The organism is Pseudomonas sp. LAIL14HWK12:I10 (genome assembly GCF_900184205.1).
GTDB classification, from domain to species: Bacteria; Pseudomonadota; Gammaproteobacteria; order Pseudomonadales; family Pseudomonadaceae; genus Aquipseudomonas; species Aquipseudomonas kermanshahensis.
This window is the reverse complement of the sequence record NZ_FXWU01000003.1, coordinates 163,710-189,313: the sequence shown is the minus strand read 5'-3', so window position 1 is coordinate 189,313 and position 25,604 is coordinate 163,710. Positions and strand designations below refer to the sequence as shown.

The window sequence follows — 25,604 nt, the reverse complement described above, 5'->3', positions numbered from 1 at the left end:
ACATCACCCGTGGTAATCAACTAGGAGAAACACATGAAGGTCGCTTTCAAGACCGTTGCTGCATTGGCCCTGACAATTGCTGGTGCCGGAAGCGTTCATGCACAGGATGTCGTGCGCCACAGCGCAGGCAGTTTCCCCATTTCGGCAGCTGTCGAAGTACCCGCAGGCAAGACCGTCGTTTACCTGAGCGGCTCTGTTCCGTCGGCTATTCACCCAGAGGCAGCCAAGGATTCGCTGGAATCCTTCGGTGATACCAAAGCACAAACCATCAATGTGCTCGAGAACATCCAGAAGCAGCTCAAAGACCTCGGTCTGGGCCTGAAGGATGTGGTGAAGATGCAGGTATTCCTGGTAGGCGGCCCGGAGAACGGCGGCAAGATGGACTTCGACGGCTTCATGGCCGGCTACACCCAGTTCTTCGGCCCAGACGCCAAGCAGCCAGTCCTGCCTGCACGTTCCGCGTTCCAGATTGCAGGCTTGGCGCACCCAGCCTGGCGTGTTGAGATCGAAGTGACTGCAGTTCGTCCTTAAGAGGTCACTGAAGGCAGGCGCGGCCCAGCCACGCCTGCCTGCTGACCTTGCCCGGTTGGTGGGTCGCTTCAGCCAACCAGAATGTCCTCGAAAAACGCCCCAACCGGCTCGGTGGGGTGGCACAGCTGAATCTCCAGCACCCACACCATCTCACTCGGCACGATGTCCAACTCGGCCAGTTTGTCCTGCCCGAACAGGGCATGCGGGAAGTCGGCAATGCGATGCCCGGCCAGGTTGCGCTCCAGCTGCCAGCCTTTGGCGAGGGCGCTGCGTTCGGCGAAGTCGTACAGCTCACGGCCGGTCAGCCCCGCGCACCAGGCTTGGCGCGTTTCTTCGAACACGTCGTGCAGGGCCTTGACGCAGGCGTGATACAGCGGGTGCTCGCCAAACACGAAGGTGTCGCCGTAGTCGCCTTCGTAGCCATCCCACACCGGGCCGAGGTCGACCACGGCGATGTCGCTGGCGCGCAGTTGGCGCTGTGGGTCGATGCCTTGGCGGGGTGTGCGCACGGTGTCGTCGCCAAAGCGGATATAGGTCGGGTGCCAGGTGTGCGACGCGCCCATCGCCTGCAACGTCTCGGCCGCCATCTGCAACGCCTCGGCAGTGGTCATGCCGACTTTCAGTTGGCTGACAATGGCTGCCAGGGCCCGCACCGATTGCTCGCGGGCTGCGAGCATGCCGTCCAACGAGTAACGTGGGCCGACTTTTTCCAGCACCGGGTCCAGCGTGCTCAGCGACGCAGCCGCTGGCGCCGATGCGCCGCTGGCAACGAAAGCCTCGGCGACAAAGCGGTGAGCCTGCACGCCCGCTGCCAGGCACTGTTCGCGGGCCTTGGTGATCATCGCGCTGTTGCCGCAGGCATAGACCTGGGTATCGGCCCACCGGTGGGCATGTGTCAGCGCGACCTGTTGTACGCGGGCTTGGGCCGATAGCACGCGGTGCCAGCGAAAGTGTGGGTGGGCAAGGCTTGCCTGGTCGAGGAAGTCGCCGTCATAGAAGTCGGCCAGCGATGAGCCGCCCCAATACAACGTGACTGGAGCATGGCCAGCAAGGGCCGTCAGTAACAACGGCTTGATGCCGGCATAGCCCGTGCCGGTGGCGAACAGCACGACCGGGCGTTGTTCTTCGTGCTGCCAGGTGCAGGCGCCCACCGGCCCTTCCAACTGCAGCGCATCGCCCACCTGCAGCGTGGGCAGCACGCGTTCGGTAAACAGCCCGCCGCTGACCTTGCGCATATGAAACACCAAGCGCCCCTGGTCCTGCGCAGGCAGGTTGGCGATGGAGAAACAGCGGCTGTCGCCATTGTCGAGGCAGAACCTGACGTATTGGCCGGCGCGCACTTCGAGAGGCTGGGTGGGCAGCAGCACCAGTTCGATGATGTCGACGCTCAGCGCGCGCTGGCTCAGCACATGGGCAGTGATGGCCAGCGTTGGCGTGTCCAGCGACCAGCCGGGGATTTCCAGGCGCATGTCACTGCAGGCATGGCTCTGGCACAGCAGCATCTCGTTGGCGGCCAGGGGGTAGCAGGGCGCGGGCATGTCTGCGCTGCGCTGCTTGTCCCGGTACTGGCCCGACACCACCTGGACCTTGCACGACCCGCAGGCCCCGCGGCGGCACGAGAAGGGCACCGACAGGCCGCTGGCGAGCATGGCGTCGAGCAGCAAGCCTTCTGCGGCTTCGAAGCGTTTGCCCGAGGGCGACAGTTCAATGACATGGCGTTGCTGCATACACACACACCTCAGGGCTGAATTGGGGGCGAGAAAGGCCTGATTGTTGCGTTAGACTAGGACCATAAGAACCTCCAGTTCTGGATAATTCACATGGTCCAGCTTCGCAAATGGCGGCCGTTGCTCAAGCTCGACGGGGCTCAGCCGCAGGCTTCGTACAGAAAGATCGTCGAGGGCCTGGTGACCGCGATCGTCGAGGGCCGCCTGCGCCCCGGCACGCTGTTGCCCGGCACGCGGGAAATGGCGCAGCTGCTTGATGTCAACCGCAAGACGGTGATCCTCGCTTATGAAGAGGCGGTTACCAAAGGCTGGCTGGAGAGCGTGCAACGCCGGGGCACCTTCGTCAGCACCCGGCTCGCTGCCGGCACCCTGGCCGCCCACAGCGCGCCGCCGTCATTTGCCCTGGCGCTGCACGAGGCGCCTGCCGTTCCCTACTTCACCAACAGCGAGCAGGTGACGGCGCTGCAACATCGGCCTGGCGCGCTGTTTTTCGATAACGGCGCCTGTGACCACCGCCTGTTGCCCCAGGCTGTACTGCACCGCTATTACCGCAAGGCCTTGCGCAACAGTTTCACCACCAACACCGTGCGCCATGGCTGCGAAAGCAGCAGCCAGTACCTGCGCAGTGCATTGGCCGACATGCTGCGCCACAACCGCAGCCTTAATGTGGGGGCCGAGCATATTTGCCTGACCCAAGGTGTGCAGATGTCGCTGTACCTCACGGCCAGCGCTTTGCTCAAGCCGGGTGACGTGGTGCTGGTCGAGCGCCTGAGCTACCCGCCGGCGTGGGAGATTTTCCGCCAGCTGGGCGCGCGGCTGGTCACCGTCGACCTGGACGAGGAAGGCTGCCGGGTCGATCAGATCGACGCGCTGTGCCGGCTGCACGACGTGCGCATGATGTACCTCACCCCTCATCACCAGTTCCCTACCACGGTCAGCCTGCATGCGGCACGCCGGCAGCAACTGCTGGAGTTGGCGCGGCTGCATGATTTTTGCGTGATCGAAGAAGACTACGACCATGAGTACCATTTTGCCGGGCGCCCTTATCTGCCGCTGGCCAGCGACCGTTCGCAACGCCATGTGATCTACATCGGCTCGTTGTCCAAGTCGTTGGGTAGTACCTTCCGTTGCAGCTTTATCGTGGCGCCACCGAATGTGATCGAGGTGCTTGAGCGCACAGCGGTGCTGACCCTGGGGCAGGGCGATGCGGTGATGCAACGGATGTTGGCCGACCTGATCAATGACGGCGAACTGAAAAAGCACCTGCGCCGGGTGTCCACGGAGTATCGACGGCGACGGGAAACCCTGTTGAGTGGCCTGCGCGATGCCTTTGGCGAGCAGATAGCGGTGCAGGAGCCGGAAGGCGGGTTGGCGCTTTGGGTGAAGTTTGCCGACACCCTCGACGTCGACCAGCTGGCGGCCAACGCGCTGGAGCTGGACCTGGTGGTGCGTGGCGGCGGCCAGTTTTCACCGTTTGGCCACCGCGAGAACGCCTTGCGGCTGGGGTTTGCCTCGTTGGATGTGGATGAAATCCGCCTTGCCACCCAGCGGCTGGCGCAGGCTGCAGGTGTGCTGGTGCCGGCCTTGATTCAGGGGCAGAGGTCGCCGCGGAATCGGCCCAGGTAGCTTCACTCGCCCTCTGCTTGCCGTACCGTCCGAAACCCGACATGAGACGTCGCCAGGTACACCGTCTGCGGTTGCCGTGCGGAAGGCCGATAGCGCATGCACGCGTCCGCCGAGCACAGGTGTGACCCGCCTTTGATCACCGCCACTGGTGTGCCGGGTTGGGCAGGGTCGTAGCTGTCGTCCAGCGCCGGGCCTAGTGGGTCGAGTGCGGCATCGCGGGCCTGATCATGCCCAGGGCGGTAGCCGCTGCGGGTCAATTCCCAGACATTGCCCCCCGCGTCGAACACGCCAAAGCCATTGGCCACGAAGCAGCCCACCGGGGATGTGCCCGTGAAGCCATCGAGCGCTTGATTGTGATAGGGGAACTGGCCCTGCCAGGTATTGGCCATGGGTTTGCCTGTGGGCTGCTCGGTAGCGCCCCAACTGAAATCCGCATCCTGCAGGCCACCGCGCATGGCGTATTCCAGCTGGGCCTCGGTGGGCAGTGTGCGGCCGGCCCATTGGGCGTAAGCCTGGGCATCGCGCAGGGTCACTTGCACGACCGGGTGGTTTGCCCGCTCACGCCAATGGCTATCGGGCCCCAGGGGGTGGCGCCAGCTCGCCCCGGCAACGAACTGCCAGCCCGGCCGTAATACCTCGGCACCCTGTTTGAACACCATCGCCCCTGGCACCCGCAGCGTGCCAGGTAGGTCAGGGGCCGCTTGCGCGTCGATGCCCTGTTCAGCCTGGGTCACGTAGCCGGTGGCCTGCACGAAGCGGTCGAACTGGGCATTGGTGACCGGGTGCACGTCGATCCAGAAGGCCGAAACCTTGGCCGGGTGCGGTGGGCCTTCTTCACTGTAAAAGCGGCTTGAGCCGAAGCTGAAGGTGCCACCGGGCAGCCGTACCATGCCGTCGCGCCACGGCCCCTCGCGGGGCGCGGGCACACCGCTGTAACCGCTGCACAGCAGCGCCGGTGCAGGGGCTGCGGGCCATGCCGCATAGGCGGCGGCAAGCACGCCGAGGGCGAGTGCCGCGCCCCCGAGCAGCCGGGGTGTCATGGTTTGCTGACCAGCGCGGGGGAAACAGGCCGGCCCTCGGTCGTGATAACGATGTTGTTGCGCTGGGCGTAGCTTTTCCAGTCGCGCAGCAGTTCGGCCACCTGCTGGGGCTGTTGTGCGCCCAGGTCATGGTGCTCGCCTGGGTCCTTGCTCAAATCGAACAAGCGCCACGCCGGTGCAGCGTCGGTGGTGTCGAACAGCAGTTTGAGGTTGCCTTTGCGCAGTGAGGCGTTCCCGTTGATTTCCCAGCCCATGGCCTCGTCGCGGGGGTGGATCTGCGTGTCCCGGCCTTCAAGGTAAGCCAGGGCCGAGGTGCCTTGCGGTGGCACGATGTCGCGGTCGCGGTACTTGATGCCAGGCAGTGAAGCACCGGCCAGTTGCAGCAAGGTCGGCATGATGTCGCGCACGCTGGCCAGTTCTTCGCTGCGCCCGGGTTTTATCGTGGCAGGGTAGTGGACGAAGGCCGGTACGCGGATGCCACCCTGGTAGGTGGTCATCTTGTAGCGGCGGCTGGGCAGGGCGCTGACCTGGGCCCATGCCGAGCCGATCATCAGGAACGAATCAGGCCGGCCGTAGTTGTCCAGGCGGTTATCGAAATTGCGTTTGATCCATTCCGGGTCGACGCGGTTGGCGTTTTCCGGGCCATTGTCAGACATGAACAACACCAGGGTGTTGTCCAGCTCGCCGGTTTCACGCAGGTGGTCCACCAGGCGGCCCACCTCGGCGTCCAGTGCTGCCACCATCGCGGCATACACCTCCATGGTGCGTGCTGACTGTTGCCGTTGCTCCGGGGTCAGCGACGCCCAGCTGGGCACACCTTCGAGTTGTGGCTCCATCGGGAAGTCCGCAGGCACCAGCCCGGCCTTGCGCTGGCGCTGCAGCCGCTCGCGCGCGATCTGTTCGTAGCCTTGGTCATAGCGGCCACGGTACTGCGCCAGGTACGCGTCGGGCGCTTGCAGCGGCCAGTGCGGTGCGGTGTAGGCGGCGAACGCGAAGAAGGGCTTTTGGCTTGCCTTGCCCTGGTCGATGACGTCGATCAGGCGGTCAGTGAACCAGCGGGTCGAGTAGAAGTCGTTGGGCAGTTCCACCGGCTCGCCGTTGTGGCGGAAGCTCCAGCTGTAGTTGGGCAGCAGGCCCATGTTGGTTTGCTTGAAGTGCGCCGCGCCGCCCTCCAGCAACACGTACGCCTGGTCGAAGCCGCGGTTTTGCGGCTGCTGCGCGGGCGTCATGCCCAGGTGCCACTTGCCGGCAATGTAGGTGCGATAACCGGCATCGCGCAACAACTCGGCGAGCGTGGCCACATTGGCGCCGAGCACCCCTTCATACCCCGGTTGCACCTCGCTGCCCGCCGGCAGGCGCCCACGCGACTCGGCCATCATACCGACCCCGGACAGGTGCGGGTCGTTGCCGGACATCAGCATGGCGCGGGTGGGCGAGCAGCTGGGTGAGGCATGGAAGTCGAGCATCAGGCGTCCGTCGGCCAGCAGCTTGTCCAGGTGCGGGGTCGCGATCTCGCTGCCCAGCGCAGACAGGTCGGAGAACCCCAGGTCATCCGCGACCACGAGCAAAATGTTGGGTTGTTTAACGGTTGGCGCGGCGAACGCTTGGCTGGCGCCGAGCAGCAGCAAGCTGAAAGCGAGCAAGGGCTTGGAGGGGATCATGGGTTTCTCTTTATTATTGTGGGTGGGATGCACTACATGATTTTTTTATTTAATTATCTTGTCAAGGAATGAAGACCGGCGACGACCCTGGCTGAAACGCTTCTGTCCGGGTTCATCCAGGCAATCCGCCTAAATAGCGGGTTTAAAAACTGTTCGATCAGCGAACAGTGATCGCGCCCCGTTGTATGCGATAAGCGCTGACGGCTATTGACGGCATCATCGTTAAACAAAATAATCGTTAACAGAGTTATCCATTTTCACAACAACAAGAAAGGATATTCTGATGACGAAGCCGCTGACGGGGGCATGTCTGTCCCTGGCGCTGTTATCAATCGCCCAGCTTTCACAAGCGGCGAGCCCCCTGGAAGACAGCCGCCCAGGGCGGCCTGGTGCGCCGCGCTGGGTCGAGGATTACCGTTTTCTGGATGACCCAGGTAAAGCCCGCGATCCTTTCGATGGCCTGCGTTACCATCGCCTGTCCGATAGCGCATGGCTGCAACTGGGCGCGGAAGCGCGCTACCGCGCCGATTCACTGGACAAACCCTTCTTCGGCCTGCGCGGGATCAAAGACGATTCCTACCTGATGCAGCGCCTGCAAGCCCACGCCGACCTGCACCTGTTCGACGATGCGCTGCGTGCCTTTGTGCAAGTCGAGAACACCCGCGCGTTCGGCAAGGACCTGTACTCACCGAACGACGAAAGCCGCAACGAAGTGCGCCAGGCCTTTATCGACCTGAACCATGACATTGACGGCGGGCGTTACACGGCCCGTGTCGGCCGCCAGGAGATGGCGTTCGGCAACCAGGTGTTCGTCACCTACCGCGACTCCCCCAACATCCGCCAGACCTTCGACGGCCTGCGCGCCAGCCTCAACCTCAAGGACGGGCGTAAGCTCGATGCCTTTGCGGTACGGCCGGTGAAGACCGGCGAGGACAGCTGGGATGACGGCAGCAATAATGGGGTCAAGTTTTATGGCCTGTACGGCACCCTGCCGTTGACCCAAGCCTGGAACATTGACCTGTTCGCCTTCGGCCTGGAAACCGACGACCGCGCCCTGGCGGGTGAAACCGGTGATGAACAGCGCTACACGTTCGGCACCCGCCTGTTCGGCCGCTACCAAGCCCTGGACTGGAGTTGGGACTTGGCCGGCCAAAATGGGCATTTGGGCAACGCCTCCATTCGTGCCTGGGCGGTGTCCAGCGACACCGGCTACACCTTCAACCACCCCTGGGCCCCACGCCTGGCCATGCGCCTGGATGCGGCCAGCGGTGACGGCGACCTGGGCGATGGCAAAGTCGGTACCTTCGACCCGTTGTACCCGCGCAACGGCGTGTACGGCGAGGCCAGCCTGACCACCTTGAGCAACATCATCGTCATCGGCCCGACCTTTGGCTTTTCACCCTGGCGCACCCTGCGTTTCGAACCCGGTATCTTCGAGGTGTGGAAACAGAACACCCACGACGGCGTATACATGCCTGGCATGAGCATCCTCGCCAACACCCGCGACACCGGCCGACACGTGGGCACCATCTACCGCGTCAACACCCGCTGGTTGGCGACGCCTAACCTGACGCTCGACCTGGACCTGAAGTACTACGACATAGGCGCCGCCATCCGCGATGCCGGGGGCGACGACGCCTCGCTGGTGTCGGTACGTGCGACCTTCAGGCTCTGACTCCTATTCGCATAACAACAAGAGGGCTGCACATGAGTGGTTCAATCGCACAATCGCACCGGCCGGTACTGACGATCGGCCTGTGTTTTCTCGTCGCGCTGCTCGAAGGGCTCGACCTGCAAGCCACCGGCATTGCCGCGCCCCACATGGCCAAGGAATTCGCCTTGACCCCCGCCATGCTGGGTTGGGTGTTCAGTGCCGGCTTGCTCGGCCTGTTGCCAGGCGCCTTCGTCGGCGGCTGGCTGGCGGACCGCATGGGGCGTAAACGCATCCTGATCCTGGCCGTGTTGCTGTTCGGGGGGTTCTCGTTGGCCACCGCGCATGCCTGGGACTACCCATCGCTGCTGGTGGCGCGGCTGATGACCGGGCTGGGGCTGGGCGCGGCGCTGCCGATCCTTATCGCCATGGCCAGTGAGGCCGCCCATGAGCGCCTGCGCAGCACGGCGGTCAGCCTGACTTACTGCGGCGTGCCGCTGGGTGGCGCCATCGCTTCGGTGATTGGCATGGCGGGCCTGGGCGAGGGCTGGCGCACGGTGTTCTACGTGGGCGGTTTTGCGCCCATTGCGATTGCCTTTGTGCTGATGGTCTGGCTGCCGGAGTCCCAGGCGTTTCGCGCCCAGGCCGCCGCCAGCGGCACGCAGAACGGGCTGGCAGCGCAACTGTTCGGCCCCGGCCGGGCGAGCCGCACGCTGTTGCTGTGGCTGGCATGCTTTTTCACCCTGACCGTGCTGTACATGCTGCTGAACTGGCTGCCCTCGCTGCTGATCGGCCAGGGCTATTCGCGGCCGCAGGCCGGCGCGGTGCAAATCCTGTTCAACCTGGGCGGCGCGGCGGGGTCATTCCTGACCGGGCGCATGATGGACCGTGGGCACGCTGGGCGTGCGGTGTTGATCGCCTACGCCGGCATGCTCGCCTCCCTGGCGGGGCTGGGCCTGTCCACCACCTTCGGTTTGATCCTGTTGGCCGGTTTTACCGCCGGCTATTGCGCCATCGGCGGCCAGTTGGTGCTGTACGCGCTGGCCCCCACGCTGTACCCGACACACGTGCGCGCCACGGGGGTGGGCGCGTCGGTGGCCGTGGGCCGGCTGGGGTCGATGGCCGGGCCCTTGGCGGCAGGGCAGATTCTCGCCGCTGGCGCCGGGGTAGGGGGCTTGTTGCTGGCGGCCTCGCCGGGCCTGGTGGTAGCGGCTGTGGCGGCGATGGCGCTGCTGGGGCGGCGTGCACCGCACACCGAGGCTGCGGCTTCGCAAGGGGTAGCGCCATGAGCCTGCGTAAAGGGCTTATCGCCCTGTGCTTGAGCAGCTGCGCCGCACTGGCCCAGGCCGCGAGCTATGAACCGCCGCCGCTCAAGCTCGAGCCGCTGGCGCGCTTCAGCGTTGACCTGGTGGCACCGATCTGGGAATTGGGCGCCACCAGCGGGCAGGGCAAACGGCGAATCATCCCCATCACGGGTGGGCATTTCGAGGGCCCCCGGCTCAAGGGCACCATCCTCAACAATGGCGCGGACTGGCAAGTGGTTACCCCCGAGGGCGTCGCCATCATCGACACCCGTTACCTGCTGCAGACCGACGACGGCGCGTTGATCTACCTGCGTACCGAGGGCTATCGCTTCGGCCCGCCCGAGGTGATGAAAAAAGTCGCCGCCGGCGAGGATGTCGACCCCAGCCTGTACCAGTTCCGCATCACGATGCACTTTGAAACCTCGGCCCCTCAGTACGCCTGGCTCAACCGCACGGTGGGCGTCGGCAGTGCCATGCGCCTGGGCAATGCCGTCGTCTACGACGCCTTCGAAGTTAAATAGATAATTTTGTTAATGGTTAATTGACTTAACTAAATGGCCGGGCTAATGTTCGGCCAACCACAACGAACAATCAGTACAAGAGGTGTGTGATGGGCCAATACGACAACCGCTGGCAGACCGTGAAAGTCACCGTCGAGCAAGGCATCGCCTGGGTCAGCTTCAACCGTCCTGAAAAGCGCAATGCCATGAGCCCTACGCTCAACCGTGAAATGCGCGATGTGCTGGAAACCATCGAGCAGGACGCCGACGCCCGTGTGCTGGTATTGACCGGCGAAGGTAGCGCCTGGACCGCCGGCATGGACCTCAAGGAGTACTTCCGCGAGGTGGACGCCGGCCCGGAGATTCTTCAAGAGCGCATCCGCCGCGATGCCTCCGAATGGCAGTGGAAGCTGCTGCGCTTCTACAGCAAGCCAACCATCGCCATGGTCAACGGCTGGTGCTTCGGCGGCGGCTTCAGCCCGCTGGTCGCCTGCGACTTGGCCATCTGCGCCGATGAAGCCACCTTCGGCCTGTCTGAAATCAACTGGGGCATCCCACCGGGCAACCTGGTCAGCAAAGCCATGGCCGACACCGTGGGCCACCGTGAATCGCTGTACTACATCATGACCGGCAAGACCTTCGACGGGCAGAAAGCCGCGCAAATGGGCCTGGTCAACAAAAGCGTGCCGTTGGCGCAACTGCGCGATGAAGTGGTACTGCTGGCCCAGGACCTGCTGGACAAGAACCCGGTGGTACTGCGCGCCGCCAAAAACGGCTTCAAGCGCTGCCGCGAGTTGACCTGGGAGCAGAACGAAGACTACCTGTACGCCAAGCTCGACCAGGCGCAACTGCGTGACCCGGAGCACGGGCGTGCGCAGGGCTTGAAGCAGTTCCTTGACGACAAGAGCATCAAGCCTGGCCTGCAAGCCTACAAGCGCTGAGTGATCTTGGCGTTCATTCCCGAATAATCAGAAAAGAGGAATGCCCGATGTTCGAGGTGCCATTGTTAATTGGCGGTAAGGCCCGTGCGGCCAGCGACGGCGGCACGTTCGAGCGTCGCCATCCGGTCAGCGGCGAGGTGGTGTCGGTGGTGGCTGCGGCCACCCTGGCCGACGCTGATGCGGCGGTCGAAGCAGCCCAGGCGGCGTTCCCCGCGTGGGCTGCGCTGGGGCCAGGCGAGCGTCGCGCGCGCTTGCTGAAGGCGGCCGATGCGCTGGACGCACGGCGCGACGAATTTCTGGCCATGGCCGGGGAAACAGGGGCCAAGGACAACTGGTACGGCTTCAACGTGATGCTGGCGGCCAACATCCTGCGTGAAGCGGCGTCGATGACCACCCAGATCCAGGGCAGCGTCATCCCCTCCGACGTGCCCGGCAGCTTTGCCATGGCCCTGCGTCAACCTTGCGGCGTGGTGCTGGGCATCGCGCCGTGGAATGCACCGGTGATTCTGGCCACACGCGCCATCGCCATGCCCTTGGCGTGCGGTAACACCGTAGTCCTCAAGGCCTCCGAAGCCAGCCCAGCGGTACATGGCCTGATCGGCCAGGTGTTGCAGGCGGCCGGTTTGGGGGATGGCGTGGTCAACGTGATCAGCAACGCCCCGCACGATGCGCCGGCGGTGGTCGAGCGGCTGATCGCGCACCCGGCGGTGCGCCGGGTGAACTTCACCGGGTCTACCCATGTAGGGCGCATCGTTGGGCAATTGGCGGCGCGTCACTTGAAGCCTGCAGTGCTCGAACTGGGCGGCAAGGCGCCGTTCCTGGTGCTGGCCGATGCCGACCTGGATGCCGCGGTGGATGCCGCAGCGTTTGGCGCCTACTTCAACCAGGGCCAGATCTGCATGTCCACCGAGCGGCTGATCGTCGACCAGGCCGTGGCCGATGCGTTTGTCGCCAAGCTCGGTGAAAAAGTCCGCAGCTTGCGCGCAGCGGACCCTGCACAAACCGATGCGCCGCTGGGTTCATTGATCGATGCCGGGGCCGGTGAGCGCATACAGGCGCTGGTTGATGACGCCGTCAGCAAGGGCGCGACCCTGGTGGCGGGCGGTGAGCGCACGGGCAGCGTTATGCAGCCGGTGCTGCTCGATCAGGTCAACGCCGACATGAAGCTGTACCGCGAAGAGTCGTTCGGCCCCGTCGCGGTGGTGCTACGCGCCAGCGGTGACGAAGCGCTGCTGGCCCTGGCCAACGACTCTGAGTTTGGCCTGAGCGCGGCGATTTTCAGCCGTGACACCCAGCGCGCCCTGGCCCTTGCCCAGCGCCTGGAGTCGGGCATCTGCCATATCAATGGCCCGACCGTGCATGACGAGGCGCAGATGCCTTTTGGCGGGGTCAAGGCCAGTGGCTACGGCAGCTTCGGCAGCACGGCGGCCATCGACGCCTTTACCCAGCTGCGCTGGGTCACCGTGCAGCAGGGCGCCCGGCACTACCCGATCTAACCCACGCACTCACAACAACAATAGCGAATGCATCTGGGGGCCTCTCGGCCCTCGGGCGCACTAAGGCAGAGGTAGCCTTCATGGTCTGCGAAACCCTCTCCGTTGCCCAGCGTGCGCCCTTGCGCGCCGTCAAGATCGGGCAGCCTCAGGTACAGGTGCGCCAACAAGGCGACATCCTCTACCTGGACCCTGTGGAACCCCTTGCTGCTTACCCGGCACGGCTGATGGAGCGCTTGCTGCATTGGGCCGAACAGCGCGGCGAGCAAACGTTCGTCGCCCGCCGTGGTGCCGATGGCGAGTGGCAGCACATTACTTACGCTGCCATGTTGCAGCGTGTTCGATGCATCGGCACCTGGTTGCTGGATCAAGGCCTGAGCGCCGAACGCCCGCTGGTGATCCTCTCGGGCAACGACCTTGAGCATGTGCAACTGGCCTCGGCCGCGCTGTATGCCGGCATCCCATATTGCCCGGTATCGCCGGCCTATTCACTGCTGTCCCAGGATTTTGGCAAGCTGCGCCATATCGTCCAGACCCTGCAACCGGGCCTGGTGTTCGCGGCCGACGCAGCCTATGGCAGAGCCATCGATGCGGTGTTCGAGCCCTCGGTGACACTGGTGCTGGGCGAGGGCGAACTGCCAGGCCGGGCGAGCACGCCGTTCGCCGAGGTGTTGGCCACTGCCGCACACCCTTGCGCCGACCAAGCGTTTGCCGCGTTGCGCCCACAAAACCTGGCCAAGTTCCTGTTCACGTCCGGCTCCACCAAGCTGCCCAAGGCTGTAGTCACCACCCAGGGCATGCTCTGCGCCAACCAGCAGATGCTGTTGCAGACCTTTCCGGAATTCGCCGAAGTGCCACCGGTGCTGGTCGACTGGCTGCCGTGGAACCACACCTTTGGCGGCAGCCACAATGTCGGCATCGTGCTGTACAACGGCGGCACGCTGTATATCGACGATGGCAAGCCGACGCCGCAAGGCTTTGCCCAGACGCTGCACAACCTCAAGGACATTTCCCCCACGGCGTACCTGACCGTGCCCAAGGGCTGGGAAGAACTGGTCAAGGCGCTGGAGCAGGACAGCAGCCTGTGCGAACGCTTTTTCCAACGCATGAAGCTGTTCTTTTTTGCCGGCGCCGGGTTGTCACAGGCCATTTGGGACCGGCTTGACGCGGTGGCCGTGGCCCACTGCGGCGAACGCATCCGCATGATGGCGGGGCTGGGCATGACCGAGACCTCGCCGTCGTGTACGTTCACCACGGGGCCGCTGTCGGTCGCCGGCTACATTGGCCTGCCGGCCCCGGGCTGCGAGGTCAAGCTGGTGCCGGTGGACGGCAAACTCGAAGCGAGGTTTCGCGGGCCGCATGTGATGCCGGGGTACTGGCGCTCATCCCAGCAAACCGAAGCGGCGTTCGACGACGAAGGGTTCTACCGCAGCGGTGATGCCGTGCGCCTGTGCGACCCCGACAACCCGCAGCTTGGGCTGATGTTCGACGGGCGTATTGCCGAGGACTTCAAGTTGTCCTCCGGGGTGTTCGTCAGCGTCGGGCCCATGCGCACCCAGGTGATCCTGCAGGGTGCCCCATATGTGCTGGACGTCGTGGTACTGGGCCCTGACCGCGAATGCCTGGGCTTGCTGATCTTCCCGCGGTTGCCGGAGTGCCGGCAGTTGGCCGGGCTTGGCGACCAGGCCAGTGATGCCCAGGTGCTGGCATCGCCTGCCGTGCGGGACTGGCTGTCGAGTCTGCTGGCCAGCCTCAACCGAGGCGCCACGGGTAACGCCAGCTTCATCCAGTTCGCGGGCCTGGCCGACGAAGCGCCGTCCATCGACCGCGGCGAGATCACCGACAAAGGCTCGATCAACCAGCGTGCGGTCCTGCAACTGCGCCAGGGCCTGATCGACAGCCTGTACGCCGGGCCGGGGCCGTTACGTGTAGACGCGCCATGACGGCCCGGGGGCAATTCCGCGCGTTTGCGGCGACCGCGTTGCTCGATGGTATCCGCACGCCGTGGGCCGATCTCAATGGCGCATTCGGGTTGGTCTCGCCGACCGACCTGGGCATCAAGGCCGGCCGCGCAGTGTTGCAGCGCGCCGGGCTGGAGGGGCGCGACGTCGACAGCGTACTGGCCGGCTCCATGGCCCAGGCTGACTTCGACGCCTACATGCTACCCCGGCATATCGGGCTGTACTGTGGCGTCGACCAGGCGGTGCCGGCGCTGATGGTGCAACGCATCTGCGCGACCGGTTTTGAACTGCTGCGCCAGGCGGGTGAGCAAATCCAGGCGGGGGAGGCGGGCACCGTACTGTGTGTGGCGGCCGAGTCGATGTCACGCAATCCGATCGTGGCCTACACCCTCCGTGGCGGTTTTCGCTTGGGCGGCGAAGTCGGCTTCAAGGACTTTCTCTGGGAAGCCCTGTTCGACCCCGCTGTTGGCATCAGCATGATCCAGACCGCCGAGAACATCGCCCGGCACTGTCACATCCCCCGGGCGGCAGTAGACGCCTGGGCGGCCCAGAGCTTCGCGCGGGCCATGGCTGCGCGGGCGCGAGGGTGGTTTGCCGACGAGTGCGTCAGTGTTGGCAATGAAGTGTTTGAAGCACCGGGTTTGTTGCCACGCGGCATTCGCCTGCCGCGTGGCGTTGAAGCCGTCTCCGAAGACAGCCACCCGCGCGCGACTGCGTTCGAGCGTTTGCAGCAACTGCCCCCGATTTACCCGCAGGGGGTGCAAACCGCGGGCAATAGCTGTGCGGTGGTGGATGGCGCAGCGGCGGTGCTGATGTGTTCGGCAGACCAGCTGGCTGGGCGCATGCCGATGGCCTGGTTGCGGGCCAGCAGTGTGGTGGGCGTGGCGCCTGAGCTGATGGGGCTGGGCCCGGTGCCGGCCATCCGCTTGCTGCTGGAGCGGGCAGGCCTGGCGCTGGACGCCATCGCCTGCTTTGAAATCAACGAAGCCCAGGGCGCGCAGATTGTAGCGGTGCAGCAATCGTTGGGCATCGCGCCGGAACGGCTGAATGCCTGTGGCGGCGCTATCGCCCTTGGCCACCCGCTGGCCGCAACCGGCCTGCGCCTGGTGATCAGCGTTGCGCGGCAATTGCGCGCCAGTGGCCAGCGCTATGGCGTGGTATCGGCCTGCGTCGGCGGTGGCCAGGGCATGGCCTTGCTGTTGGAAAACCCACTGGCCAAGACCTGAAAAGGAGGTTCACGTGTCTACCTATCGCGCTCCGCTGCAAGACATCCGTTTCGTGATCGATCACTGGCTGCAAGCGCCAGCGGCCTGGGAAGAATCCGAGCGGTTTGCCGGCGTTGACAGCGCGCTGGCTCACCAACTGCTGGAGGAGGGCGCGCGCTTTGCAGAACACCAGTTGCTGCCGTTGAACATGAGTGGCGACCGCGAAGGCTGTAGCTTCCACGCCGGCAAAGTGACCACCCCGAAAGATTTCCGCCAGGCCTACCAGCATTACGTGGAAGGTGGCTGGCCAGGGTTGACCTGCGCAGTGGAGCACGGCGGCCAGGGCCTGCCGCTGCTGCTCGGCGCGGCGCTGCACGAAGTGATCTACGCCTGTAACCATGGCTGGGCCATGTACAGCGGCATCGCCCATGGCGCCTACGAGTGCCTGCGCACGTTTGGCTCTGCCGAGCTGCGCCAGGCCTGGCTGGGCAAGATCGTCAGCGGTGAATGCCTGCCCACCATGTGCCTGACCGAACCCCAGGCCGGCAGCGATGTGGGGCTGCTACGCACGCAGGCGCGGTTGGATGAAGCGGGGGCTTATCGGCTGACGGGCAACAAAGTGTTCATTTCGGGGGGCGAGCACGACCTCACTGACAATATCGTGCACCTGGTGCTGGCCCGGCTGCCCGATGCGCCTGCGGGCAGCCGCGGGCTGTCGTTGTTCCTGGTCCCCAAGTTGACTGAGCACGGCCAGCCCAACGGCGTTCATTGCACCGGCATCGAACACAAGATGGGCATTCACGCCAGCGCCACTTGCAGCCTCAGCTTTGACCAGGCTCAAGGCTGGCTCATCGGCGAGCCCCATTGCGGCTTGGCTGCGTTGTTCGTGATGATGAACAGTGCCCGTACTTACGTCGGGCTGCAGGGCCTGGCCCACGCCGAAAGCGCCGGGCAGCGTGCCATGGCCTATGCACAGGCGCGTGTGCAAATGCGTGCGGTGGTGCGCCCTGAAGGTGCTCAAGCTGCCGCAGCGGACCCGGTGGCCTTCCAGCCGGCCGTGCGTCAGGTGTTGTGGCAGTTTCGGGCGCTGACCGAAGGCATGCGCGCCATCGGCTATTGGAGTGCCCATCTGCTCGACCTTGCCGAGCAGTCGCAAGGGGCGGCCCGTCACACCCTGGAGGCCCGCATCGGCTTGCTCACGCCCGTGGTCAAAGCCTTTTTCACCGAGCAAGGGTTCCAGCTGGCCAGTGACGCGTTGCAGGTGTTTGGCGGCTACGGCTACGTCACCGAATCGGGCATTGAGCAGACCGTGCGCGACAGCCGCGTGGCCATGATTTACGAGGGCACCAATGAGATCCAGGCCAACGACCTGCTCGTGCGCAAGGTGTTGGGCGACCGTGGCGAGGCGCTGGAAGCGCTGCTCGACCACGTGCTGGGAGATGCGGTCTTGGCGAGTGACGCCGAAGGCAGGCGTTGGGCGCAGCAGTTGCACGTAGCCAGTGAAGGATTACGCGCTTGGGTGCGTGGGCTTGTGCGGCATGATGATAGGGAATATGCCTACCGGGCAGCGGGTGACTTCCTGCAAGCGTTAGCGATGGTGTTGCTCGGCCATGCCTGGGCCCGAGCGGCACGCTTGGCGTTACTGCAAGTGGAGCAACCGTTCTACCGGCGCAAACGCCAAACGGCGGCGTACTTCTTTGACCACCTGTGGTTGCGTTTTGAGTACCGGTTGCAGTGCCTGCAAATGGCCGCACTACCGCTGCCGTTTGTGGATGACCTGTAAGAGGCATACGCATTTCGGTGTAGGAGCAGCCTTGTGCTGCGAAGAGGTCCGTGAGCAAACCGGGAATCTTCAGGGCTGCTACCGGCCTCTTCGCAGCACAAGGCTGCTCCTACCCAGACCGCGCAAGACCGGAGGGTGAGGCAGGGTGAGCGGTTTCTCGGACCTTTATACGGAGCCCAGCTCATAGTCGATTCGCGTCAACCTATCATTTTTACCAGTAGACGCTCATCACTATCCAGTGTGTCATTCAAGGGCGTGCAAAGCGCACAGTGGAGTGCATTATCTCTTGAAAAATGGAGGTTAATAGATGCGTGTACATTGTGTAGGGTTGATAATGCTGGCGATGATCGGGCCTGTACAGGCATGGCCTGAGCTCAATAGATACGGTAAGGAAATAGAGAAAAAAGTTACATTGCGCTATCAAGCTTATGTAGAGTCCTGTCCGAATAATCGCCCGGCTTACGAATGCTCCGGTTTATTGATAAGAGGTGTGGGCGATCCGCGTGGAAAGCATTTTAACGCGTGGGATCCCGCCCGAAAGGGAGCAACGCACGATACCTCGTTTAGTTACGTGCGCATCGGTATATCCTTTGAGCGGTTAGCGTATGGATACACCAATGGTTATATTGTGTCACCGCCAGGTCAAGAACAACCGGGTCAATTGAAGTTGCAGCCAACCTGCGTCTATCCCGTTGATGGTGCCTCGGACAAACGCTCAGACAAGGGTTGTGGAGCATATGAGGACAAGAAGGACAGCAGTGCGCCATGTGTGGTGTCGAGTGACATTGTTAAAGATGCCAAGGCCTGGTTTGAGGCCCATTCACCCATTGAAGATAAGGCCTACGACACGCGGTGCGCGTTTTCCCTTAAGGGGCCAAATGTAACGGAGGCGTTTATGACGGCACTGGCGGTCGTTGAGCGGGCGTCCGAAAAGACCACCGTGCCTAATGACTTCAAGGTGACCTCGTGGACGGCTGAAACAGCCGCAGCGCTTCCCGTTGAAGCTTTTTTCTATAATGTGAAGGATAGGGCAATTGGGCTGCCCATTGCACAATTTAATCAGTGCCGATTCAACCGCGTGACGGGGCGTAAAGTTCCTATTCTGCGTAGGATGATACTTCAGGTGAATCTCGAGCCCTTCGAGGACAGGATCGAAAAGGTTAACCCACTGTTGGCTGAAGTGTACCCAGCGCTTAAGAACATGGCCTTTGAACATGGCACGTTGAGGGCGGCAGTCAAAAGCATCGCGCCTAGGGCTGAAGGTTTAACGGCGTATAATTCCTTTTCTTACTATTCGGAAGATCAAGTAGATGATCAGCGCTGCAGCGAGGTGCTGAGTGCGGCAGCGGGTTGACGGTGTGCTGACGCTGTGAACGCAGTGGAGCTGTTCGTAAAAAGTTTAGGTGGTGACTGTTTCTAAGGTGGCGAAATCCTTCTTGTGCCAAAGGTGATAGCTCAATATGGACAATCAATCTGCAGAAAATAACCTGCGCGTCGTTCTTTTTAATAGTGCAGTAGGTAACGTGCGCTTGGAGTTTGCGAGCCAACAATCACTCGCCCTTGGCAGCGATGGGCCGCTCGCCACGCTGTTTCAAGACGCTGAGCCTAAGGACATGCCAGATTACCTTGCTGCTGGCTACAGTGGCACGCTGGACCTTGCCAAGCGCCAATTCAGTGAAGCCTGCGCGCCCACCTTCAAGGGTACGAAGCAAACGGCCACCTCCCTGCACATCTACTCGGCGGCCGGCCAGTTGCTCAGCTTCGACGACATTACGGGTACTACCACAACGTTCACCTACGACACCAACCACCGCGTTGTCAGTTCAGCCAGTTCGGCATGCCAGACAACCAGCACCTACAACGACGAAGGCCAACTCACTCAGGAAACCATCAAGGATGTCTGCAGCGGCGCCTTGATCACGGTGAGTTACGCCTATGACCCGTCAGGCAATGAAACTACGCGCACCTTCAGTGGCGACGGCTTTCCTACGCTGAGCCTTGAGCGAACGTTGCTTAGTGATGGGCGGCTGAAGCAGTCTGTGCTAAAGGTCGATCACAAGGAGTACCGCAGCGACCATTACACGTACGACAGCGATGAGCGTCTGCATAAATGGTACTGCACGGGCGAGAATGCGCCTGTCAGCAGCAGCAACAAAGCCTATACCGAGCAGATATTTACGTACGACACCGATGGCAACGTTGTGTCGCGCAGCCACAAGTCGAGCAAGGGGCCAGGTGTTTCTACTTACGGCTATGACCCAGACCGCCCAGGTGCACTGATCTCATCGAACGGCGACCCGCAAGTCAACGATCAACGCGGCCGCACCTTGAAACGCAGCAAGCGCAAGCTCGGTTATCACGCGAATGGACAGATCAAGTCATACAGCAGCCAGGCAGGGGGGGAGGGCGCGGATTACCAGTTTGCCTATGACATTCAGGGGCGGATCAGGGAAGTGGTGCTAGGTGAGCAGCGTGAGGTGTATCACTACCGGGAAGGGTCGATCTATGCCGTTCAACAACTGGGCGATCACTTTACCGGCAAGGCAGCGAAACGGCGGATGGTGCTGCTCAATAAAAGCCCCTCGTGCTTTTTGCAGCAAATCACAGAGGCCACTGAAGACGTGTGGGACTCAACGACCTGCACGTTCGAACTGCGCGATGCTGCGGGCACCGTGTTCGCCAGCCTTAAGCACGGCCAATCTACCGCCCCGGACTATTACAGCTACCTGCCCTATGGGTTTCGTGTTCGCGACTTAGCATCCACTACCTGGCTGGGTTTTAAAGGCGAACCGCTTAACCCTTTGAGCTTGTACCACTTGGGCAATGGTGATCGTTTGTACGATGGGCAGCTGCACCGCTATCAGGTGCCTGCGGGTGCAGGTCTGCTTGCTACTCAAAATGGCTCGCCGTACGTGTACTGCAACGGCGACCCGGTGAATGAGCCGAAGCAGGTGCCGACGAGCTAAAGTTGAACATCCACTCCAAGTGATCAAGCGACAGCGCGGTACAGGAGGCTGCGCCCCCAGCACTAAAGCACAGCTACTGCGTTGCCAGGTCTGGCCTCTTCGCGGGTTAACCCGCTCCCACAAAGTCATTTGGTCCTCAACGCTTACGCATATCAGTGTAGGAGCAGCCTTGTGCTGCGAAGAGGCCCGTGACCAAACCGGGAATCTTCAGGGCTGCCACCGGCCTCTTCGCAGCACAAGGCTGCTCCTACCCAGACCGTGCGTGACCGCTGCGAAGAGGCTCAGCTGTGAAACTTCGGAGAGAGAAAATCAGATTTAACCCCTTCCTTGTAGGGCATTTCCCAAACATACTCCTGCCGCCTTTTTTCCGTTGCGGCTGTTCAGGCAGCGCTCTAGTCTCGGCGTGTCGCTGAAAACAGCGATCGGCTTTGACAGGCCGCGACGGTATTAAGCATATAGCTCGCTTCAATGGCGGCTGTACGTGCGGGCACGCTTGCGTGCGCCGGAACTTTGCTTAATCCGCCGGTCTGTCAACCCACGTACAGCTGCCACCCTTCTGTTTGACAGCAGGCAGGTGGCTGCACCATGAAAGGATTAAGTGATGCTAAAAATAGTCCCCGATCCACCCCACAACCACCATTCCCTAGAAGACACCCTCATCCAGGCAGCGGACTACGCCTTGTGCGCACAGTCCGTGGCAAATCAGGCCATTCTCCTACAGCCCAAATCACCCGTGTCGATCTTGATGATGGCGACGATGCATGAGCTGGAGGCACTGCGTGTGCTGCTGGAGTCGGCGTTGATCCAGGTGCAGATGCCGGCGCATCAGCCACGGACTCAGCACTAAGCCACAGCTAACGCGTTGTTTGATCCTCGCGGCTTACGCATTCCAGTGTAGGAGCAGCCTTGTGCTGCGAAGAGGCCGGTGACCAAACCGGGAATCTTCAGGGCTGCCACCGGCCTCTTCGCAGCACAAGGCTGCTCCTACACTGAAACGCGCTGGACCGGCGGGGGAGTGGGCTTGCACTGCGAAGAGGCCCGGCTGTAAAACTTCGAAGAGAGTGAACAATGACCACGGACATTGCAAAAGCCCCAACCACGGTCGGCAAGACCAAGTTCTACCAGGGCGAAAAAAAGACCCAGCCGCTGTTCTGCATCGAACCCGGCATCCCTTGCCAAGACGCCCGTGAGCAAGCCTCAGAACTGATGGGCGTTGTGCGAGACCTGACCATCGCCGGCGTAATGGACGACAACCCGCAGCTGATCTGGGCCTCACATTACTTAAGCGCCTTGGCCAAGGCGCTGATGGATGATGCCGAATTGGGGATGCGTTAAGGCGCAGGCGTACAGGGCCTAGTAGACCTTGCGCAGCAGGGCAAGCAACTGCCGCCGCTCGTCATCATCCAGATTGGCCGTAGCGGCACGGTCACTCTCTTCAGCTACCCCATACAGCGTTTTCAGCAGCTTCTCACCCGCTTTGCTCAGGTACAGGCCATAAGAGCGCTTGTCTGCCTTGCTGCGCACGCGCAGGGCCAGGCCCGCTTCTTCAAGCTTGTTGAGCAGCGGCACCACTTGGGGCGGCTCGATGTTCAACGCCTTGGCCAGCTCGGCCTGCGTAGGGCCTGGGTTTTGCGCGATGATGGCCAACGCAGAAAACTGTGCAGGCCGCAGGTCGTAGGGCGTCAGGCACTCGACAAGGTGCTGAAACACCTTCATCTGCACGCGGCGCAAGGCGTAGCCAACCAGATCATTCAGGTCGGTCGGCGCAGTGGCCTCGCTGCTGTCGGCGCCCGGTTGCAGTGCAGGGGATGTGTTCATGCGATCTCGTGTGTCAGCGACGGTAAGGGTAAAAAAATGATTAAGAAGTATAACCGATGCTGACCCGATGCAAACAGCGCAGGGCAGGTGGTAGCCGCAACCGGCTGCCACCCCGCAGGCTCACTCCATGGCCTCCGCTACGCCTTGGTCTTCACCCAAGAAGCCGCCACTCTGGTGCTGCCAAAGCCGTGCATAGGTGCCGTTGCGGGCCAGCAGTTCGGCGTGGGTGCCTTGTTCGATGATCCGCCCTTCATCCATCACGATCAGCCGGTCCATGGCAGCAATTGTGGACAGCCGATGGGCGATGGCGATGACGGTCTTGCCGTGCATCATCTCATTGAGGCTTTCCTGGATAGCGACTTCGACCTCGGAGTCCAACGCACTGGTCGCCTCGTCGAGCAGCAGGATCGGGGCGTTCTTGAGCATTACCCGGGCGATGGCAATGCGCTGACGTTGGCCACCGGACAGCTTGATGCCGCGCTCACCCACCAGCGTGTCGTAGCCGCTGTGGCCTTGGCGGTCGCTCAGCTGGTTGATGAACCCGTCGGCCTGGGCATTGGCGGCGGCCTCGCGGATTTGCGCGTCGCTCGCGTCGGGGCGGCCGTAGGCGATGTTGTCGCGAATCGAGCGGTGCAGCAGGGAGGTGTCCTGCGTGACCATGCCGATGGCGCTGCGCAGGCTGTCCTGGGTCACCTGGGCAATGTTTTGCCCATCGATGCGAATGGCGCCGTGGTCCACGTCGTAAAAGCGCAGTAGCAGGTTGATCAGCGTCGACTTGCCCGCACCGGACCGCCCCACCAGGCCGACTTTCTCACCGGCGCGAATGTTCAGGCTCAGGCCATCGAGCACCTGCCGCTCACCGTTGTAGTTGAAGCTGACAGTGTCGAAGCTCACCGCGCCGCCCGACGTCAGCAACACCCCGGCATTCGGCGCATCTTGCACCTTGGGGCCGCGGGTCAAGGTGGCCATGCCGTCCTGCACGGTGCCGATGTTCTCGAACAGTGAGGTCATCTGCCACATGATCCAGTGCGACATGCCGTTGATGCGCAAGGCCATGGCGGTAATCGCTGCCACCGCACCGGTGCCGACTTCGCCTTGGTGCCACAACCACAGGGCATAGCCGCCAGCGCCGATGATCAACCCGACCACCAAGGCCTGATTGACGATTTCGAACTGGCTGACCAGGCGCATCTGGCGAAAACCGGTCTGTTTGAAGTCCTCCATCGCCGCGCGCGCGAAGTGCGCTTCGCGTTTGGAATGCGAAAACAGCTTCACGGTGGTGATGTTGGTGTAGGCGTCCGAGATGCGCCCGGTCATCGATGAGCGCGCATGGGCCTGTTCCTGGCCGACTTTGCCCAGGCGCGGCACGAAGTACAGCAAGGCCAGCCCAAACAGCGCAACCCAGGCAATGAACGGCAGCATCAGCTTCAAGGCAAAACCGCCCGCCAGCGCGATGATGGCGATGAAGTACACGCCAATGCCGGGGGCGATTTCGATCAGGGTGAACAGCACTTCGCGCACGGCCAGTGCGGTCTGCATCACCTTGGTGGTGACACGGCCGGAAAACTCGTCAGAAAAGAAAGAAAGGCTTTGCCGCAGCATCAGCCGATGGAAGTCCCAGCGCAGCCGCAGCGGCAGATTAATCGCCAGTACCTGGTGCTGCACCATCGTGCGCAGCGCCACCAGCCCGATGCTGGTCAGCAATACGATGCCAATGCCCCATAGCACGCGGCTTTCCTGAGCCGCTTCAGCGCCGCCCGTTTGCCAGGTCGAGAGCAGGTCGACGACCTGGCCGAGAAAGGAAAACAGCCAGGCTTCGTAGATCGACACACCGGCGCTGAGCAGCGCCAGCGCCAGTACGTAACCACGCGCGCCACGCGTGCAGGCCCACAGAAAACGCAGCAGGCCGACCGGTGGCGGCGGGGCCTCGTCGGGTGGGAAGGGGTCTAGCCGTCGTTCAAACACACGGAGCATGGTGGCCTCCTAAAAGGTCCAGTTGTACCCCGTGCGGGCGTCAGGCGCCAGACCGACATGCAAACCTTACCCCTAGGGAACCCTAGGCCAGCCGCCACCGTCGAAGCTGGCCGAGGGTGTTCATGCTTCATGCTTGCGCCGCACTCATCCCACCTGCAGCCAGGGCATTCTTTCTAACGGCCCGGTACAGCAGGCTGGACACCATGAACCCTGCAACGGCCAGGATACTCATCAAGGTGAAGACCCAGTTGTACCCCTGCTGGCCGGGGAAGTGGTCGAGGATCGCACCGTAGATGACGTAGGCAAACATGCCCGGCGCGTAACCGATCAGGCAGCCGATGCCGAAGGCGGAACCGGTGATGTGCTGGGGAATACCGACTTCGCCCATCGGCGCCCAGAACACGCCGCGCATGGAGAACACGATCAACGCAAAGGACAGGGTGGCGGCCATGCCGGCATAGATGAAGGTCGGGCTTTTCGGAATCAGCATGATCACCGCCATCAGCGGCAACAGTGCCAGAAAGGCCCACTTCAGGTAGCGGCTGGTGCTCTTGAACTGCTTGTCGGCAATGAACCCGCCGGCAGGCCCGCCCAGAATCTTCAGGAAATACTGGTTGATGATGCCGTAGGCACCCACCAGCGCCACCGGCAAGCCGTACATCTCCTTCAGGTAGGGAATGAAGTAGGTCAGGCCGCAATAAACGATGTAGACCATGAACACATTCAGGCTGACCAGCCAGATACCCGGCACCTTGATCGCCTCCATCAGGTTGGCCAGGCCATTTTTCGGCTTGGCCAGCGACGGCGCGCTGTCGCCCTTGAGCAGGAACCAGGTGAGGGTGCCGGCCAGCAGGTCGATGATCGAGTAGAACAGGATCGCTGACTTCAGGCCGCTTTCGCCCGAGCCCATGGCCACGAACACCCCCAGTGCGGCAAACGCGACCAGCGTATCGACCACGCCGCGCCCGCCTTCGAGCAGGCCGAACAGGCGCCCTTGTTCCTGGTCGTTACCCAGGTTGCGGATGGCCTTGAGCAGCGATGGCCAGAACAGGCAGTCGGCACACACGGCCAGCAGGCTGAACACGATCAGCAAGCTGCTGAACGGCGGGAAGGTGGCCAGGTACACACCCAGGCAGCCGGTGCCGATCAGGCCCAGGGGGATCAGCCTGCGCGTCTCGAAGCGGTCGGCGAGCATGCCGCCGACCACGAACAGTGCGGTGGCGATGATCGCGTTGGCGCTGAGTAGCAGGCCGATTTCAGTGTGGCTCAGGCCCATGAATGCCTGCATGGGGACGTAGAAGGCATCCTTGAGGTTCGCCAGCTTGTAGACGGTACCGCCGCCAAGGACGAGGATCAGGAATCGGAGCCATTTGGCTTTGTTCTGGGCTGTCATTGTTGTTCTCCGCAGGTAGTCGGGTCGCCA

General features: G+C 62.7%; 20 protein-coding genes. 14 read left to right on the top strand and 6 right to left on the bottom strand.

Annotated features, from left to right (window positions below):
- The first annotated feature begins 33 nt into the window (after window positions 1-33).
- Window positions 34-531 (top strand): RidA family protein, encoded by a 498-nt coding sequence (locus QOS90_RS07955; protein ID WP_033694339.1) that lies wholly within the window; start codon window positions 34-36, stop codon window positions 529-531.
- A 68-nt stretch (window positions 532-599) separates the two neighbouring features.
- Here the strand turns inward: QOS90_RS07955 and QOS90_RS07950 are convergent, their stop codons facing one another.
- The gene (locus QOS90_RS07950; RefSeq protein ID WP_027596357.1) at window positions 600-2,258 is read right to left on the bottom strand and encodes an NAD(P)H dependent flavin oxidoreductase family protein; all 1,659 of its coding nucleotides are present in this window, start codon (window positions 2,256-2,258) and stop codon (window positions 600-602) included.
- A 93-nt stretch (window positions 2,259-2,351) separates the two neighbouring features.
- Between QOS90_RS07950 and pdxR the strand changes: the two genes are divergently transcribed.
- A complete protein-coding gene (gene pdxR, locus QOS90_RS07945) occupies window positions 2,352-3,884 on the top strand; it encodes a MocR-like pyridoxine biosynthesis transcription factor PdxR (RefSeq protein WP_027596358.1) in 1,533 nt (510 codons plus the stop codon).
- 2 nt (window positions 3,885-3,886) lie between these two features.
- On the opposite strand, the gene QOS90_RS07940 is transcribed toward pdxR, so the two are convergent.
- Together QOS90_RS07940 and QOS90_RS07935 are read right to left on the bottom strand one after the other, a co-directional pair.
- Complete coding sequence (locus tag QOS90_RS07940) at window positions 3,887-4,924, bottom strand: formylglycine-generating enzyme family protein (protein ID WP_027596359.1); 1,038 nt, start codon at window positions 4,922-4,924, stop codon at window positions 3,887-3,889.
- Complete coding sequence (locus tag QOS90_RS07935; RefSeq protein WP_027596360.1) at window positions 4,921-6,585, bottom strand: arylsulfatase; 1,665 nt, start codon at window positions 6,583-6,585, stop codon at window positions 4,921-4,923. Before QOS90_RS07935 ends, QOS90_RS07940 begins: the two co-directional genes overlap by 4 nt.
- A gap of 283 nt (window positions 6,586-6,868) precedes the next feature.
- On the opposite strand from QOS90_RS07935, the gene QOS90_RS07930 reads away from it, so the two are divergent.
- From QOS90_RS07930 to QOS90_RS07875, 12 genes are all read left to right on the top strand, one after another.
- Window positions 6,869-8,260 carry an alginate export family protein gene (locus tag QOS90_RS07930; protein ID WP_027596361.1) on the top strand — a complete coding sequence of 464 codons (1,392 nt, stop codon included), beginning with the start codon at window positions 6,869-6,871 and terminating at the stop codon, window positions 8,258-8,260.
- Between the two features lie 32 nt (window positions 8,261-8,292).
- Entirely contained in the window at window positions 8,293-9,525 is a 1,233-nt protein-coding gene (gene mhpT, locus QOS90_RS07925) for a 3-(3-hydroxy-phenyl)propionate transporter MhpT (RefSeq protein ID WP_027596362.1), read from the top strand.
- Complete coding sequence (locus QOS90_RS07920) at window positions 9,522-10,061, top strand: DUF3237 domain-containing protein (protein WP_033694340.1); 540 nt, start codon at window positions 9,522-9,524, stop codon at window positions 10,059-10,061. Before mhpT ends, QOS90_RS07920 begins: the two co-directional genes overlap by 4 nt.
- A gap of 89 nt (window positions 10,062-10,150) precedes the next feature.
- Window positions 10,151-10,981 (top strand): p-hydroxycinnamoyl CoA hydratase/lyase, encoded by an 831-nt coding sequence (locus QOS90_RS07915; protein ID WP_027596364.1) that lies wholly within the window; start codon window positions 10,151-10,153, stop codon window positions 10,979-10,981.
- Between the two features lie 47 nt (window positions 10,982-11,028).
- Window positions 11,029-12,477, top strand: coding sequence for an aldehyde dehydrogenase (locus tag QOS90_RS07910; protein WP_027596365.1), 1,449 nt, complete (start codon window positions 11,029-11,031; stop codon window positions 12,475-12,477).
- Between the two features lie 80 nt (window positions 12,478-12,557).
- A complete protein-coding gene (locus QOS90_RS07905) occupies window positions 12,558-14,417 on the top strand; it encodes a feruloyl-CoA synthase (RefSeq protein WP_027596366.1) in 1,860 nt (619 codons plus the stop codon).
- Window positions 14,414-15,661, top strand: coding sequence for a thiolase family protein (locus QOS90_RS07900; protein WP_027596367.1), 1,248 nt, complete (start codon window positions 14,414-14,416; stop codon window positions 15,659-15,661). The genes QOS90_RS07905 and QOS90_RS07900 overlap by 4 nt, the downstream gene beginning before the upstream one ends.
- 13 nt (window positions 15,662-15,674) lie before the next feature.
- The gene (locus QOS90_RS07895) at window positions 15,675-17,423 is read left to right on the top strand and encodes an acyl-CoA dehydrogenase family protein (protein ID WP_027596368.1); all 1,749 of its coding nucleotides are present in this window, start codon (window positions 15,675-15,677) and stop codon (window positions 17,421-17,423) included.
- A gap of 307 nt (window positions 17,424-17,730) precedes the next feature.
- A complete protein-coding gene (locus QOS90_RS07890; RefSeq protein ID WP_143491089.1) occupies window positions 17,731-18,777 on the top strand; it encodes a hypothetical protein in 1,047 nt (348 codons plus the stop codon).
- Window positions 18,778-18,883: 106 nt separating this feature from the next.
- Window positions 18,884-20,389 (top strand): RHS repeat domain-containing protein, encoded by a 1,506-nt coding sequence (locus QOS90_RS07885; RefSeq protein WP_081717554.1) that lies wholly within the window; start codon window positions 18,884-18,886, stop codon window positions 20,387-20,389.
- Window positions 20,390-20,990: 601 nt separating this feature from the next.
- A complete protein-coding gene (locus QOS90_RS07880) occupies window positions 20,991-21,236 on the top strand; it encodes a hypothetical protein (RefSeq protein WP_027596371.1) in 246 nt (81 codons plus the stop codon).
- Window positions 21,237-21,457: 221 nt separating this feature from the next.
- Window positions 21,458-21,724 (top strand): DUF3077 domain-containing protein, encoded by a 267-nt coding sequence (locus QOS90_RS07875; RefSeq protein ID WP_027596372.1) that lies wholly within the window; start codon window positions 21,458-21,460, stop codon window positions 21,722-21,724.
- 18 nt (window positions 21,725-21,742) lie between these two features.
- Here QOS90_RS07875 and QOS90_RS07870 read toward each other — a convergent pair whose 3' ends face one another.
- The 3 genes from QOS90_RS07870 to QOS90_RS07860 form a co-directional block, all read right to left on the bottom strand.
- The gene (locus tag QOS90_RS07870) at window positions 21,743-22,207 is read right to left on the bottom strand and encodes a MarR family winged helix-turn-helix transcriptional regulator (protein WP_050580787.1); all 465 of its coding nucleotides are present in this window, start codon (window positions 22,205-22,207) and stop codon (window positions 21,743-21,745) included.
- Window positions 22,208-22,327: 120 nt separating this feature from the next.
- Complete coding sequence (locus QOS90_RS07865; protein ID WP_027596374.1) at window positions 22,328-24,181, bottom strand: ABC transporter ATP-binding protein; 1,854 nt, start codon at window positions 24,179-24,181, stop codon at window positions 22,328-22,330.
- A 127-nt stretch (window positions 24,182-24,308) separates the two neighbouring features.
- Window positions 24,309-25,574, bottom strand: coding sequence for an MFS transporter (locus tag QOS90_RS07860; protein WP_027596375.1), 1,266 nt, complete (start codon window positions 25,572-25,574; stop codon window positions 24,309-24,311).
- Window positions 25,575-25,604 lie beyond the last annotated feature (30 nt).